The following is a 14404-nucleotide window of genomic DNA, read 5'->3' as shown; positions in this document are numbered from 1 at the left end:
AACCTAAAGCAAATTGATTGTTGAGAAAGCGAAACAAAAAGAAATGCCCGACTCCTCCCCCGACCGCATTCCCGTCATCGTCGGTGTCGGTGAAATCGTCGATCGTCCAAAGGAAATCGCCGCGGGGCTCGAACCGCTGGCTCTTTTGGAATTGGCACTCCAACGCGCCGAGGCGGACAGTGGCGCGCGATGGCTGGATGAGATCGAGTCGCTCGATATCGTCAATTTCCTGAGCTGGCGTTACCGGGATCCGGCCCGCCAGCTTTCCGAGCGCCTTGGGATCAAACCGGCACACGCTTATTACGGACCGGTCGGCGGCGAGAGCCCGATCCGCTATCTGCATGAAGCGGCGCAGCGCATCGCGCGCGGCGAATGCCACGTCGCAGCGGTCTGCGGCGCCGAGTCACAGGGTACCGCGACCAAGGCCGAACGCGCCGGCATCGCATTGCCGTGGACGCCGTTCGCCCATGATGTCGCGGAGCCGAAACGCGGCGCGGCGTTTCAGAAGCCAGCGGCCGTAGCGCTGGGGGTATTCCGGCCGGTGACGGTCTATCCGTTTTACGAGGCAGCCACGTCGGCGCATTGGGGCCAGACCCCGCGCGAGGCGATGGCGGAATCCGGACAATTATGGTCGGCCTATTCCGACGTCGCCTCCCAAAATCCGAATGCCTGGCTGAAGCGGCGCTTCACGCCGGAGGAGATCACGACGCCGACGCCGGACAACCGGCTGATCGCCTGGCCCTACACCAAACTGATGGTGGCCAATCCGATGGTCAATATGGGCGGCGCGGTGCTGATGACGAGTCTGGCGAAAGCCCGTGCCGCCGGGATCGCCGAGGATCGCCTGATCCACGTCTGGGGCGGCGCATCTGCCGAAGAGCCGCGCGACTATCTCGTTCGCGACCGGTTTTTCGAGAGCCATGCGCAGAACGCCGTGCTCGCGGCGGCGATGGACATCGGCGGCGGCGACGGCAAGGCGTTCGACGCGATCGAACTCTATAGCTGTTTCCCCTGCGTGCCGAAGATGGCACGGCGGACGCTCGGCCTTGGCGCCGATGTCAAGCCAACCGTAACCGGTGGCCTTACGTTCTTCGGTGCGCCGCTCAACACCTATATGACGCATGCGGCCTGCGCGATGGTGCGAAAGCTGCGCAGTCGCGCCAGTCTCGGCCTGCTCTATGGCCAGGGCGGCTTTGTCACCAAACATCACGCGCTGGTGCTGTCACGCCAGGCGTCGCGCGCGGTGCTGGCGCAGGACACCAGCGTGCAGGCGGAAGCCGACCGGCATCGCACGCCGGTGCCGGACTTCGTCACCGAGGCCAGCGGCAAGGGCAGCGTCGAAAGCTTTACCGTGATCTATGGCCGCAACAATGAGATCGAGCATGGCGTGGTGATGCTGCGGACCGCAGACAATGCGCGCGCGCTGGCGAGGGTCCCCAGCCATGACGGCCAGACATTGGCGCATCTTCTGAATATGGACTGCACGCCAGTCGGCTCATCCGGCGATATCTCCAGCGTCGTCGACGGCGTCCTGGAATGGCGGGTGAGCTAGATACAACAATGCCCCGGACGCTGGGCGCCCGGGGCATCGTAAAGAACGGACGAATCCGCCTTAACCCTTCACGTCTTCTTTCGCCGAAACCGTCGCGGGCCGGCCCGGCGGCTTCACGGTGTTGACCACGCGAACCTGGTCGCCATTGGCGACGCCATCCGGCGGCGCGGTGATGACGCGATCATCCGCCGATAAGCCCGACGCCAGTTCGATATTGCGGCCAAGATCGCGCCCGATCTTCACGGGTTTGAGCACGACGCGGTCGTCGGGGCCGACCACCGCAACCCGCAATCCGTTCTGGTCGAGGATCAGCGCGCTGGAAGGAATGTTGAACGGCACGCCACTATGCTGCAGGCTCAAGCGTACATTGGCATAGCCGCCCGGCATCAATTCGCCCGAGCTGTTGTCGAGTGCGAGCTGCATCTGCGTCGTGCCGGAGTTCACATCGACGGCTTGGGCTGAGGCTTCGACAGTCGCGGCGAAGGTCTTGGTCTGATATTCCGGAACCGAGATCAGCGCCTTGGAGCCGATCGGCACGGATGGCACATAGCTCTGGGGAACGTTGACATAGACGCGCAGTTTCCGGATGTCGGAAACGATGAACATCGCCGGGCCGCTGCTTTGGCCGGCGTTGATCAGGGCGCCGACGTCGGTCGAGCGCGAGGTGACGATGCCGTCGAACGGCACGGTGATTTTCTTGTAGGAGGCCAGCGCCTCGAGCCGCTCGACATTGGCCTGGTTGGACTTGACCGCGGCATTCTTGTTGGAGAGGTCGGCGGTGCGCTCGTCGATCTCCTGCATCGACACGAAGTTCGAAGCGATCAGCGTCTTGCGGCGAGCCAGCGTGACGTCGGACAGTTTCGCGCTGGCCTGCTGGTTGGCGAGGTCGGCTCGCGCCTGCAGCAATTGCTGGTCGAGATCCGGCGCATCGATTTCGGCGATCACGTCGCCGGCCTTGACCCGAGCGCCGATGTCGGCGTTCCAGTATTTCAGATAGCCGCTGACGCGCGCGAAGATCGGGGCGCGATTATAGGCCTCCAGCCGGCCTGGCAGATCAATCGTCGCCTGAAGCGGCTTGGGGTCGGGCAGCACCACGGCGACCGACGGAACCGCCTGATTATCGGTCCATTCCTTGAGTTTTACGCTGGAATCTTCCCGGGCACGGATACCGGTCACTACCAATAGTAGTGCACCGATAACGGCTACAACGCCGAAGATGCCCAATTTCCGGCGAGAGACCGGCGGGCGAGGTTCAGTGTGCATTTTCAGTCTCCAGTACGGCGGCAGCTTTGGCGCCTTGTTTCTTGTGTATCATGCTAAAGACCACGGGAACAAACATCAGAGTGGCCACGGTCGCAAAGATCAACCCCCCGATCACCGCCCGTCCGAGCGGTGCGTTCTGCTCACCGCCCTCGCCGAGGCCCAGCGACATCGGCAGCATGCCGATAACCATGGCGAGCGCGGTCATCAAAACCGGACGGATACGCACGAAACCGGCTTCCATCGCCGCGGCGACGGGATCGCCTAGCTCTTCATAGCGCTCGCGGGCAAAGCTGATCACCAGCACGCTGTTCGCGGTGGCGACACCCATGCACATGATGGCGCCGGTCAGCGCCGGCACCGACAGCGTGGTCCCCGTGCAGAACAGCATCCAGACGATGCCGGCAAGGGCCGCCGGCAACGCCGTGATGATCACGAACGGATCGGACCAGGACTGGAAGTTCACCACGATCAAGAGGTAGATCAGCACGATTGCGCCGAGCAATCCGAACAGCAGGCCGGAGAAGGCGCTGTTCATGGTCTGCACCTGGCCCAGCAGGAAGACGCTGCTGCCCTTCGGCACATCCTTCTTGGTGTCGGCGATGACCGTCCTGATATCCGTGGCGATCCCGCCGAGGTCACGCCCCTGCGGCGTTGCATAAATCTGGATCAACGACTGGATATCATATTGCGAGATCACCGCATTCGAGACCGAGCGGTAGATATTGGCGATGCCGCCGAGGATGGGCGCAGACTGGCCACCCGCGGTAATCGGCAAGGTCTGCAGCGCGCTCAGCGAATCGACCTTGTATTGCGGGGTTTGCATGACGATCGAATACGAAACGCCGTTATCCATATTGAGGAAGTAGGTCGGCGCAACCTGGGAGCTGCCCGCCAGATTGACCGTCAGGGTGTTGGTGACATCGCGCTCTGTCAGCCCGACATATTGCGCGCGGGTCCGATCGACGTCGACGTTGAAGCTTGGATAGTTTGGCGATTGCTGAATGCGCGCATCGGCGACGCCGGGGATCCGGCGAAGCCGGGTCAGCAGCTTATTGGCGTATTCGAAATTCGCGTTCAAATTGGCGCCGCGGATCTGAAGATCGATGGGCGCCGGAGCGCCGAAGTTCAGGATCTGGTTGACGATATCAGCCGGCAAAAATGCAAATGTCAGGCCAGGGAAAGCGCGGGGTAGCTGTTCACGTAGCGCCTTCACGTAAATGTCAGTCGGAGGATGGTCCTCCTTCAGCTTGATCTGGATATCGCCGTCCTGCGGACCGGTGACGCCGGTATTGTTGTACGTCATGTTGATGCCGCTAATGGGCATCCCGATGTTGTCGGTGATGGTTTCGATATCGTCTGCCGGGATGATCTTTCGAATCACCTTCTGCACATCGGCGAATTGATTGGCGCTTTCCTCGATGCGGGTACCGACCTGGGTGCGCACATGCATCAGGATTTGGCCGGCATCGACCGAGGGAAAGAAGTTCTGCCCGAGATACGGCACCAGCAGGAACGACAACCCGACAAAGCCCAGGAAGCCGATCACGAAGGTCGGACGATGCGCCAATGCCAGCGCCAGCAGGTCGCTATAGCCGGCGCGAAACCGCTCGAAACCGGCCTCGAAGCCGCGCTGGAAACGAACCAGCGGATTACGCGAACGCGGCTGCTCGCCCTCCGCATGGTGCACATGCGGCTTCAACAGATACTTCGCCATCGTCGGCACCAGCGTCCGCGACAGGATGAACGACCAGATCATCGCGAAGATCACCGCTTCGGCCATCGGCACGAACAAGAAGCGGGCGACGCCCTGCAGGAAGAACATCGGGATGAACACGATGCAGATACACAACAGCGACACGAAGGCCGGCACCACGATCTGATTGGCGCCGTCGAGAATCGCGGGCTCGACTTCCTTGCCCTGCTCCAGATGCCAATTGATGTTTTCGATGGTCACCGTCGCCTCGTCGACAAGGATGCCGACTGCGAGCGCCAGACCGCCGAGCGTCATGATGTTCAGCGTCTCGCCAAGAGCCGCCAGCATGATAATCGAGCCGAACACCGCCAGCGGGATCGAGGTCGCAATGATGATGGTCGAACGCCAGCTTCCCAGAAACAGCAGGATCATGACGCTGGTCAGCAACGCGGCGATGATGCCTTCACGAATCACGCCCGATATCGCGCCCCGGACGAACAGCGATTGATCGCCAACAAACCCGACCTTCAGATTGTCGGGAAGCGAATCCTTGAAATCGATCACCTTCTGCTTGATGCCCGCGATGATATCCAGTGTCGAAATCGAGCCTGCCTTCAGCACCATCATCAGAACCGAGCGGCTGCCGTTGACGTGGACAATATTGGTCTGCGGCGGATTGCCATCGCGCACGGTGGCGACGTCCCGCACATAGACCATGGCGCCGTTGACGACCTTGATCGGGAGATCCCCAAGCTCGCTGAACTTGAGCGGCGAGTTGTTGAGTTGAATGACGTATTCGAAACCACCGACCTTCTGGGTGCCCGCCGGCGTAATCAAGTTCTGCGCCGCGAGTGCGTTGGCGACGTCGTTGCCGGACAGTCCCAGCGCCTGCAGCGCCGACGAATCGAGATCGATCTGAATCTGACGCTGCTTGCCACCGTACGGATACGGAATCGCCGCGCCGTTCACCGTAACCAGCGGCGTCCGCAATTGATTGATCGCGATATCGCCGAGGTTCTGTTCGGTGAGGCCGTCGCCCGACAGCGCGAGCTGGATGATTGGGACGGTCGAGGCGCTGTAATTGAGAATCAGCGGCGGGGTCGAGCCAGGTGGCAACTGCTTGAGGATGGTCTGCGAGACCGCGGTCACCTGGGCGTTGGCGGTGCGGATATCGACGTTGGGCTGAAAGAAGATCTTGACGACGCCGAAGCTGTTATACGAGTTGGCCGTAATGTGCTCGATGTCGTTGACCGTCGTGGTCAGAATACGCTGAAAAATCGTGGTGACGCGGCCGGCCATCTGCTCGGGCGGCAAACCAGTGTACTGCCAGACCACGCCGATGACAGGAATGCGAATTTCCGGAAAAATATCGGTGGGTGTGCGCAGCGCCGCGAGCGGGCCGATGATCAGCAGAAGCAGCGCGAGCACCACAAACGTGTATGGCCGGCTTAGGGCAATACGGACCAGTGCTGTCATAGGCCGGGTATTCCTTGATCAGGCGAAACCGTTCGCTATACCGGGGAAAATCGATTGTGCCGATTTACCCGAAACTGCTGAATTTGCCAACGCCCAGCCGTGTCCCCCCGCGTGCCGTTTTGTCCATCTTTAACCTGACAGCGTCAAAGATGATATTCGCAATGTCTTGATCGGCCGTAAGTCTCACTGCGTTGTGAACAGGCTATTTACAAGGCTTTCCATGCTCTCCCCTTCGGCAGACAGCTCTAAATTTCAGCGTCTCGCCGGGATAATTTCTGCAAAATGCCGGGCCGGCGAAACGCTGGCCTCGGCATCAGCAACATATCGATATCTTTTAACCCTCAAGCCGCCCGAACCGAGCTGAGAAACTTGCCGACTTCGAGCTTGAGACGGTTGCTGTCGCCCGACAGCGACTGCGCCGCCGACAGCACCTGCGACGAGGCCAGCCCGGTTTCGCTGGCGCCACGTTGCACATCGGTAATGTTCGAGGAAACCTGCTGGGTGCCCTGGGCAGCCTGCTGCACGTTGCGGGAAATCTCCTGCGTCGCAGCTCCCTGCTCTTCCACCGCCGCGGCGATAGCCGAGGAAATCTCCGACAGTCTTTCGATGGTGCCGCTGATTTCCTTGATCGCGTTCACCGAGTCCTGGGTCGCCGATTGAATGCCGTTGATCTGCTGGCCGATCTCGCCGGTCGCCTTCGCGGTCTGTTCGGCCAATGCCTTGACCTCGGACGCCACGACCGCGAAGCCGCGGCCGGCTTCACCGGCGCGGGCCGCCTCGATGGTGGCGTTGAGCGCCAATAGATTGGTCTGCCCGGCGATGTTGTTGATCAATTCGACGACATCGCCGATGCGGGCCGCAGCTTTCGACAATTCGCTGACGCGATCATTGGTCTTGCGTGCTTCGCCGACGGCCTCGCCGGCCATCCGTGCCGAGTCCTGCACCTGACGGCTGATCTCGTTGACCGATGAAGCCATCTCTTCGGTCGCCGAGGCAACCGACTGCACATTGGTCGAGGCTTCTTCCGATGCCGCCGCGACCATGGTGGTGAGCTCCTGCGCGCGTTCGGCGGTGGCCGTCAGCGTGCCGGCCGAGGCTTCGAGCTGGGTCGAGGCAGAGGATACGGTGTTGACGATCTCGCCGATCATCGATTCGAATTCGCGCGTGATGCCGTCCACCCGGCGGCCGCGCTCGATCTTGGCATCCGCATCGCGCGCGGCGGCTTCGTCGGCGGCTTTCTTGGCGATCAGCGCGTCCTTGAACACCTGCAGCGAGTCCGCCATCGAGCCGATTTCGGTCTTCTCGCCCTGATGCGGAACCTGCGCGGTCAGATCGCCGTTCCCCAGTGCCTGCATCGGCGCGACGATGGAGGCAATGCCGCGCGAGACATCGCGAACCGTATAAATCCCGACGGCAACGCCAACGACGAGCGCGATGCCGATAATGGCAACAACCATCATGAAAGCGGAGTTGTAGTTATTGGCGGCATCGGTTTCGGCCTTGTCGGCGCCGACGTTGTTGAATTCGATATCCTTTTTAAGCAGGACATCGGCATCGAGGCCGATCTTGTTCACCGTCTTGGTGTTCAACTCATGCGCCTCATGGGGAAATTTGCCAGGGGTCTTGCGCGACAACGCCATGACCTCTTCGGTGCCCTTCTTGTAGAGCTCCCACTGCCGCACCCACTCGTTGTACATCGAACGCTCTTCGGGAGCCGAAATCAGCGCTTCATAGTCTTTACGGATCTTGTTGTTGGCCTCGACCACTCCGGCGAGAACCTTTTCCGCGGCTTCCTTTTCCTCGATCGTTTCGGACAGCATGTGCTCGCGGATCACGTTGCGATAGGTGATGACGCCGGCGCGCAATTCGCCCAACACGCGAACACTCGGCATCCAGTTGGTCGCGATGTCGACCGTGCTGGCGTTGATCGCCCGCATATTCCAGACCGCCAGCAGGCCCATGCCCGTGATCGCGACAAGGAGAAAGGCAACGACGGCAGTAATCTTGGCGCGAATGGAGAAGTTGGCGAGCATGGCTTTGATCTCTTGTTTTGCGAGCACGCCGGGATCTGACGTGCACCGGCTGCGGGGCCAGCCGAATGGAAGCGGTAGCGATCGGCATCAAACCCGATTTGGGCTACGGTTCCGTTAACCGTGGTTCCCGTAAAAATACGTAAAGATTCCGACGAAGGAGCTTGGGTGCTTTCCGTGCATCAACTGAAGGCGCCAGACCGCACCAATTGACAATTGCGGCACGTCATCGTCCCTCACCCCGAGACACGCACTACAGGACTCCGAGGACGATTTTTGCGCACGCCGGAAGCCGGGAATCGACTGACCTGCGCTCTCAAGCCGCCCTTACCGAATTCAAGAACTTGTCGACTTCGAGCTTGAGACGATTGCTGTCGCCCGACAGCGACTGCGCCGCCGACAGCACCTGCGACGAGGCCAGCCCGGTCTCGCCGGCACCGCGCTGTACATCGGTAATGTTTGAAGAGACCTGCTGGGTGCCCTGGGCAGCCTGCTGCACGTTGCGGGAAATCTCCTGCGTCGCGGCTCCCTGCTCTTCCACCGCCGCGGCGATAGCCGAGGAAATCTCCGACAGTCTTTCAATGGTGCCGCCGATTTCCTTGATGGCGTTCACCGAGTCCTGGGTCGCCGCCTGGATGCCGTTGATTTGCTGACCTATCTCGCCGGTCGCCTTCGCGGTCTGTTCGGCCAATGCCTTGACCTCGGACGCGACGACCGCAAAGCCGCGGCCGGCTTCGCCGGCGCGGGCCGCCTCGATGGTGGCGTTGAGCGCCAGGAGATTGGTCTGCCCGGCGATAGTGTTGATCAGCTCGACCACATCGCCGATCCGGGCTGCGGCCTTTGACAATTCGCTGACGCGATCATTGGTCTTGCGCGCCTCATGGACGGCGTCGCCGGCCATCCGTGCCGAGTCCTGCACCTGACGGCTGATTTCGTTGATCGATGAAGCCATCTGTTCGGTGGCCGAGGCCACCGACTGCACGTTGGTCGAGGCTTCTTCCGACGCTGCCGCGACCATGGTGGTAATCTCCTGCGCGCGATCGGCGGTGGCCGTCAGTGTGCCGGCCGACGCTTCGAGCCGCGTCGAGGCGGCGGACACCGTTTCGACGATTTCTCCCACCGCGGTTTCAAAAGTATCGGCAAGCTTGATCATCTCGGCTGAGCGCTGCTCCGCGGCACGCCGATCCTGATGTACCTTGGCTTCGGCTTCACTGCGGGCTTTCTGCTCGGCATTCTCGCGAATGACGATCACCGTCTTGGCCAGGTCGCCGACTTCGTCGCCACGGCTGGCGCCGGGAATTTCGATGTTCAATTCGCCGGCAGCCATTTTGCCGAGCGCGCCATTAAGGCGCATCAGGGGTCTTGAAACACCGACAAAAGTGAACACCACGGAGCCGACCAGCGACAGCATCATGACGATCTCCATCATGAAGCTCAAACGGTCCGCCTGGCTCAACTCGGTCGTTGCCAGCGTCCTGGCCTCTTTGGCGTTGCTGCCGGCAACGTCGAGTGCCGTTCGCATCAATTCGAGGATTTGAGCAGCAAGCGGCGACGCCTTCACATCGACAAGCTCTTTCTTGGCCGCTTCCGCCTGGATCGCCTCGCTGGTAACTGCGGAAAATTCTTTGACGATTTTCGCGAGCGAATTAATTGTATCGAGAAGTCCGGTGTCGCTGATGATGCTCCTGGCACTGTCCAACGTGTCATCCAGCCCACCGGTACGATTGACGATCACCTGCTTCTGGCCCTCGTCGCCCGTGGCGATCAAGCGCCAGGTTGCGGATTGAACCGCGTTGAACATTGAATCGGCTTCGTTCAGGACCTTTTCGACGTCCGACTGATTTGCCACGCGTATCAACGCAGGCGACAACAGCAAGCTTTCAAATGTCTCGGTCCAGTCGATCGAGCGTTCGTTCCGCTTCCGGGTTATCTCGAATATCCCAAGCTGGGTCTTTCCGATTTCCGATGCGTATTTATGGTATTCGACCGCAAGGGATTTGATCTTCTGGAGGCGCTCTTTGTCTTCCGGCTTCACGACATTGGCGATCGCAACGTCGAGCTCCCTGGTCACGGCTGCAAAGGCATCGTTCAGGCCGCCCAGGCTCTTCTCAAGTTCCGCCGGGTTCTTCGATTGCCTGATATCGCGTACCGCCAGCTCCATTCCCCGCGACGCAATGTTACCTTGGAGGGTGTGGTCGGCGATCGTCTGCTGCACGCCGGCGCGCTGGTTGGCGGCATTGATGACCGACTCCGAGGCCATCTGATTGGCGATCATGCCTCCCGAAAGAAGCACGCCGAACAGGCCCGCGGCGCCAAGTTTGTTACCGATACGATTGAGCTTGATCATGGTGTCAAACCGCCAGGGATGATCCTCTTGCAAAATCCTAGCCGGTTGAGATTCCATTTACGTTAACGGCCGCCCTCCTCCAGGAAATTCAAGCGAGTAAGCGCGGAGGCAGGCCTGCCGGGCCGTCCGGAACGGGAAACTGGACCTGCGAGGCGCGATCAGCGCATCAGCGTGAGAGCATCGGAGAAGAACTCCGGGCCGCCGAAATTGCCGGATTTCAGCGCCAGCAGCATGCCGCCGCCATCGAACCCGACAGCGCGCAATACCGGGACGCCGGCGGCGATTTCCGCCCCGACCAGGAAGCCTGGAATCCCCAGGCGGTCCACCACCGCTCCTGAGGTTTCCCCGCCGGCAACCACCAGCCGCCGCACGCCCGATTGCACCAACCCTTCGGCGAGGTCGGCCATCGCCTGTTCGATGGCATGTCCTGCTGCATCGCGGCCATGACGTGACTGCAGAGCTGCCACCTCTTCCGGCGTCGAACTGCTGGCGATCAGGACCGGGCCTTCCGCCAGCCGCTCCCGGGCCCAGGCAAGTGCCCGCCGGGCTTCATCCTTGCCGGCGATGACCCGGTCGGGGTCGAGATGCAGCACCGGCATCGCCTGCTCGGCTTTGGCGATCTGCTGCAAGGTGGCTTGCGAGCAACTGCCGGCCAGGCAGGCCGCTGGTCCGCCGACCGCGACTTCCACCGTCGCACTCGCCGCCTGTGACTTCACTTGGCCCGAGGCCACCAGCGCCCGGGCGAGCCCGAGCCCGAGCCCGGAGGCGCCGACCGACACCCGATGATCCAGCGCGACCGTGCCGATGGTCTCCAGATCGCGGTCGAACACGGCGTCGGCAATAGCAGCCCCGAACCCTTTACCGGCCAGATCGGCCAGCCGGGCGCGAACGGCGTCCGGTCCACGCGCGATGTCGGCGAGCGCGACAAGACTGACTTTAGTCTGGCTCTGGCGCGCCAATACCCGCACCAGATTGGAGTCGTGCATCGGATTGAGCGGATGATCCTTCAGCGGACTTTCGTTCAGCGGCACGGAGCCGACGAACAGGTTGCCTTGATAGACGGTGCGGCCGGTCTCGGGAAACGCCGGGGTCACCAGCACGATCGCGTCGCCGGAATCGGCGCGCAGCGCATCCATGACCGGACCGATATTGCCCGCATCGGTGGAATCGAAGGTCGAGCAGATCTTGAACAACACATGCCGCGCGCCGCGCTGGCGCATCCATTTCTCCGCATCGCGCGAGCGCGACACCGCCAAGCCTGCTTCGATCGAGCGGCTCTTGAGCGACACCACCACGGCATCGACTTCGGGCAGCGCAAGATCGGCCGATGGTACGCCGATGGTCTGCACCGTACGCAGACCGCAGCGGGTCAGCGTGTTGGCGAGATCGGACGCGCCGGTGTAGTCGTCGGCAATACAGCCAAGAGATAATTTTCCGGCTGATGTCACGGCTTTACTCCCGCGTAAGACTTGAACCAGCCGAGTCCATCGGTGGTTTTGCCGCGCGGATTATATTCGCAGCCGACAAAACCCTTGTAGCCAAGCCGGTCGAGTTCATCAAACAGGAACGGGTAGTTCAGTTCCTCGCCATCGGGCTCGTTGCGCGAGGGGATGCTGGCGATCTGGACATGACCGATCAGCGGCATCATCTCGCGCAGCCGCATCGTCACATCGCCATGGATGATCTGGCAGTGATAGATATCGAACTGCAGTTTCAGGTTCGGAATTTTCATCTCGACGATCAGATCCCGCGCAAAACCGAAGTCGTTCAAGAAATAACCGGGCGTATTGCGCGGATTGATCGGCTCGATCACGACGTCGATGCCGTGGGGCTGCAGGAACTCGGCGGTCCACGCTACCGACTTGCGAAAAGCGGCGACGGCTTTGGGATCTTTGCGGTCAGCGAGACCGGCCATCATGTGCAGCCGCTTGACCCCGGTCGCCTGCGCGTAGGGCAATGCGGTACGCAGGCTCTCCTGCAGGTCCGCAAAACGATCCGGCAGCGCGGCAAACCCTTTTTCGCCGGCATCCCAATCGCCCGGCGGCAGGTTGAACAGCGCCTGCGTCAGGCTGTTTCGCTTCAACCGCTCGGCAATGGCTTCGGCGGGATGCGCATAGGGAAACAGGAATTCCACCGCCGTGAAGCCGGCCTTGGCCGCGGCGTCGAAACGGTCGAGGAACGGCACTTCCGTGAACATCAAGGTAAGATTGGCGGCGAAACGGGGCATCCACTGTCCTCTTGTTGGTTCGCTTATACGGCTTCTATCGATTGATATCTATTTCGGCTCGCCCGGCAAAGACGTGCCGGTGACGCGGGCATACATTCGCGCCACCGAGGCGTCGTCATCGCGGCCCATGCCGGAGGCTGCCGTCATCAGGAACATCTGCAACGCGGCGGCCGCGACCGGTACCGGAAATCTCGCGGTGCGCGCCATATCCTGAATGATGCCGAGGTCCTTGACGAAGATCTCCACCGCGCTGCGCGGCGTGTAATCGCCGTCGAGTACATGCGGCACGCGGTTCTCGAACATCCAGGAATTGCCGGCCGATGCGGTGATCACCTCATAGACCTTTTTGATATCAAGCCCCTGTTTCGCGGCAAACGTGATCGCTTCCGAAGCGGCGGCGATATGGACGCCCGCAAGCAACTGATTGATCATCTTGAACGCGGCGCCCTGCCCGGCGGCATCGCCGAGTTCGTAAAGCTTGGCGGCCATCGCGTCGAGCGCGGGCCTTGCTTTGGTAAATGCAGCCGGGCTGCCCGATGCGAGAATGGTCAACTCGCCCTGCGCCGCGCGCTGCGCGCCGCCGGAAATCGGCGCGTCGAGATAATGCCGGCCGGTCGCTTCCAACTGTTTCGCCAGCCGCCGCGCGACATCCGGGTCCATGGTCGCCGACGAGATGAACACGGCGTCCCTGGCCAGCGTTTCGGCGACGCCGTTGTTGCCGAACAGGATGGTCTCAGTCTGCGCGGCGTTGACGACCACGCTGACGACGATGTCGGCCGCTTTCGCAGCCTCCGCCGGCGTCTTGGCGCCACGGCCGCCATCCGCGACGAACCGCGCGACAGCGTCGTCCGACACATCGCAGCCGGTAACGGTAAATCCTGCGCGCCGCAGCGAGGTGGCCATGCCGAATCCCATCGAACCCAGCCCAATGACGGCGATATGCGGTTTTGACTCAGGCATGCGGCAAATTCCCTGCGGTTCCTCTTGAGCCGAATTAGTCTCCGGCTTTGCCTCTGCGTATCACGGCTTGGCCGCGCTGCCAAAGCGTGAGACAAGGCGGCAAAGGAATACTGTCATGACCGAAACCCGGATACGCGAGGAAATCTGCCGCCTGGGCCGCTCGCTGTTCGAGCGCGGACTGACGCCGGGCTCCTCGGGCAATATCAGTGTCAAGCTCGAAGATGGCGGTTGGCTGGTGACGCCAACCAACGCATCGCTGGGATTTCTGGACCCCGTCCGGCTGTCGCGGCTCGATGCCAACGGCAACCTCCTCTCCGGCGATGCCCCAACCAAGGAAGTGCCGCTGCACAACGCACTTTATCAGACCCGTGGCACCGCGCGCGCGGTGGTGCATCTGCATTCGACGCATTCGGTGGCGCTCTCGATGCTGCCGGAGATCGATCCGCGCGCGGCGCTGCCGCCGATGACGCCCTATTACCTGATGAAATGCGGCGCCACGGTGCTGGTGCCGTATTATCGGCCCGGTGACCCCGCCGTCGCCGACGCAATCAAGGGCCTCGCCGGGAAATACTCCTCCGTGCTGCTGGCCAATCACGGCCCGGTGGTATCAGGCGATACGCTGGAAGCCGCAGTGTTCGCGATGGAAGAGCTGGAAGAAACCGCCAAGCTCTATCTGCTGCTGCGCGGGCTCAATCCACGGTATCTGTCGCCCGAGCAGGTGGCGGATTTGTCGAAGACGTTTGGGTTGGCGTTGCCGGAGCATGGGCCACACTCAGGGTCCTCATCCTGAGGAGCGCGCTCTTGCGCGCGTCTCGAAGGATGGCGACATGCACCCTGCCCGGGGCCATCCTTCGAG

At 61.7% G+C, this 14404-nt stretch carries 9 protein-coding genes; 2 read left to right on the top strand and 7 right to left on the bottom strand.

Features of this window, described 5'->3' with window-relative positions; genetic code table 11:
* Positions 1-43: 43 nt before the first annotated feature.
* Positions 44-1552: an acetyl-CoA acetyltransferase gene (locus HB676_RS32750; protein WP_213742649.1), complete on the top strand. Its 1509-nt coding sequence runs from the start codon at positions 44-46 to the stop codon at positions 1550-1552.
* A 60-nt stretch (positions 1553-1612) separates the two neighbouring features.
* On the opposite strand, the gene HB676_RS32745 is transcribed toward HB676_RS32750, so the two are convergent.
* From HB676_RS32745 to ltnD, 7 genes are all read right to left on the bottom strand, one after another.
* Positions 1613-2815, bottom strand: a complete 1203-nt coding sequence (locus HB676_RS32745; RefSeq protein ID WP_213742648.1) for an efflux RND transporter periplasmic adaptor subunit — start codon at positions 2813-2815, stop codon at positions 1613-1615.
* Positions 2805-5984: an efflux RND transporter permease subunit gene (locus tag HB676_RS32740; RefSeq protein WP_213742647.1), complete on the bottom strand. Its 3180-nt coding sequence runs from the start codon at positions 5982-5984 to the stop codon at positions 2805-2807. Before HB676_RS32740 ends, HB676_RS32745 begins: the two co-directional genes overlap by 11 nt.
* 341 nt (positions 5985-6325) lie before the next feature.
* On the bottom strand, positions 6326-8017 hold the full coding sequence (locus HB676_RS32735) for a methyl-accepting chemotaxis protein (protein ID WP_213742646.1): 1692 nt from the start codon (positions 8015-8017) through the stop codon (positions 6326-6328).
* Between the two features lie 313 nt (positions 8018-8330).
* Positions 8331-10361, bottom strand: a complete 2031-nt coding sequence (locus tag HB676_RS32730) for a HAMP domain-containing methyl-accepting chemotaxis protein (protein WP_218625924.1) — start codon at positions 10359-10361, stop codon at positions 8331-8333.
* 158 nt (positions 10362-10519) lie between these two features.
* On the bottom strand, positions 10520-11809 hold the full coding sequence (otnK, locus tag HB676_RS32725) for a 3-oxo-tetronate kinase (RefSeq protein WP_213742645.1): 1290 nt from the start codon (positions 11807-11809) through the stop codon (positions 10520-10522).
* Positions 11806-12588 (bottom strand): 2-oxo-tetronate isomerase, encoded by a 783-nt coding sequence (gene otnI / locus HB676_RS32720; protein WP_213742644.1) that lies wholly within the window; start codon positions 12586-12588, stop codon positions 11806-11808. The genes otnK and otnI overlap by 4 nt, the downstream gene beginning before the upstream one ends.
* A gap of 48 nt (positions 12589-12636) precedes the next feature.
* The gene (ltnD, locus tag HB676_RS32715) at positions 12637-13548 is read right to left on the bottom strand and encodes an L-threonate dehydrogenase (protein WP_213742643.1); all 912 of its coding nucleotides are present in this window, start codon (positions 13546-13548) and stop codon (positions 12637-12639) included.
* 115 nt (positions 13549-13663) lie between these two features.
* On the opposite strand from ltnD, the gene HB676_RS32710 reads away from it, so the two are divergent.
* A complete protein-coding gene (locus HB676_RS32710) occupies positions 13664-14338 on the top strand; it encodes an aldolase (RefSeq protein WP_213742642.1) in 675 nt (224 codons plus the stop codon).
* The last annotated feature ends 66 nt before the right edge of the window (positions 14339-14404 follow it).

The organism is Bradyrhizobium sp. dw_411, from assembly GCF_018449695.1.
In the GTDB taxonomy this organism is placed as follows: Bacteria; Pseudomonadota; Alphaproteobacteria; order Rhizobiales; family Xanthobacteraceae; genus Bradyrhizobium.
The sequence above is the reverse complement of the archived record's forward strand: the minus strand, read 5'-3'. Positions and strand labels throughout refer to the sequence as shown.

What these genes read in the sequence shown, in the direction of transcription:
- otnI (WP_213742644.1), bottom strand. Translation starts at nt 12,588, where the DNA reads ATGCCCCGTTTCGCCGCCAATCTTACCTTGATGTTCACGGAAGTGCCG.
- HB676_RS32735 (WP_213742646.1), bottom strand. Translation starts at nt 8,017, where the DNA reads ATGCTCGCCAACTTCTCCATTCGCGCCAAGATTACTGCCGTCGTTGCC.
- HB676_RS32710 (WP_213742642.1), top strand. Translation starts at nt 13,664, where the DNA reads ATGACCGAAACCCGGATACGCGAGGAAATCTGCCGCCTGGGCCGCTCG.
- HB676_RS32750 (WP_213742649.1), top strand. Translation starts at nt 44, where the DNA reads ATGCCCGACTCCTCCCCCGACCGCATTCCCGTCATCGTCGGTGTCGGT.
- HB676_RS32740 (WP_213742647.1), bottom strand. Translation starts at nt 5,984, where the DNA reads ATGACAGCACTGGTCCGTATTGCCCTAAGCCGGCCATACACGTTTGTG.
- HB676_RS32730 (WP_218625924.1), bottom strand. Translation starts at nt 10,361, where the DNA reads ATGATCAAGCTCAATCGTATCGGTAACAAACTTGGCGCCGCGGGCCTG.
- ltnD (WP_213742643.1), bottom strand. Translation starts at nt 13,548, where the DNA reads ATGCCTGAGTCAAAACCGCATATCGCCGTCATTGGGCTGGGTTCGATG.
- HB676_RS32745 (WP_213742648.1), bottom strand. Translation starts at nt 2,815, where the DNA reads ATGCACACTGAACCTCGCCCGCCGGTCTCTCGCCGGAAATTGGGCATC.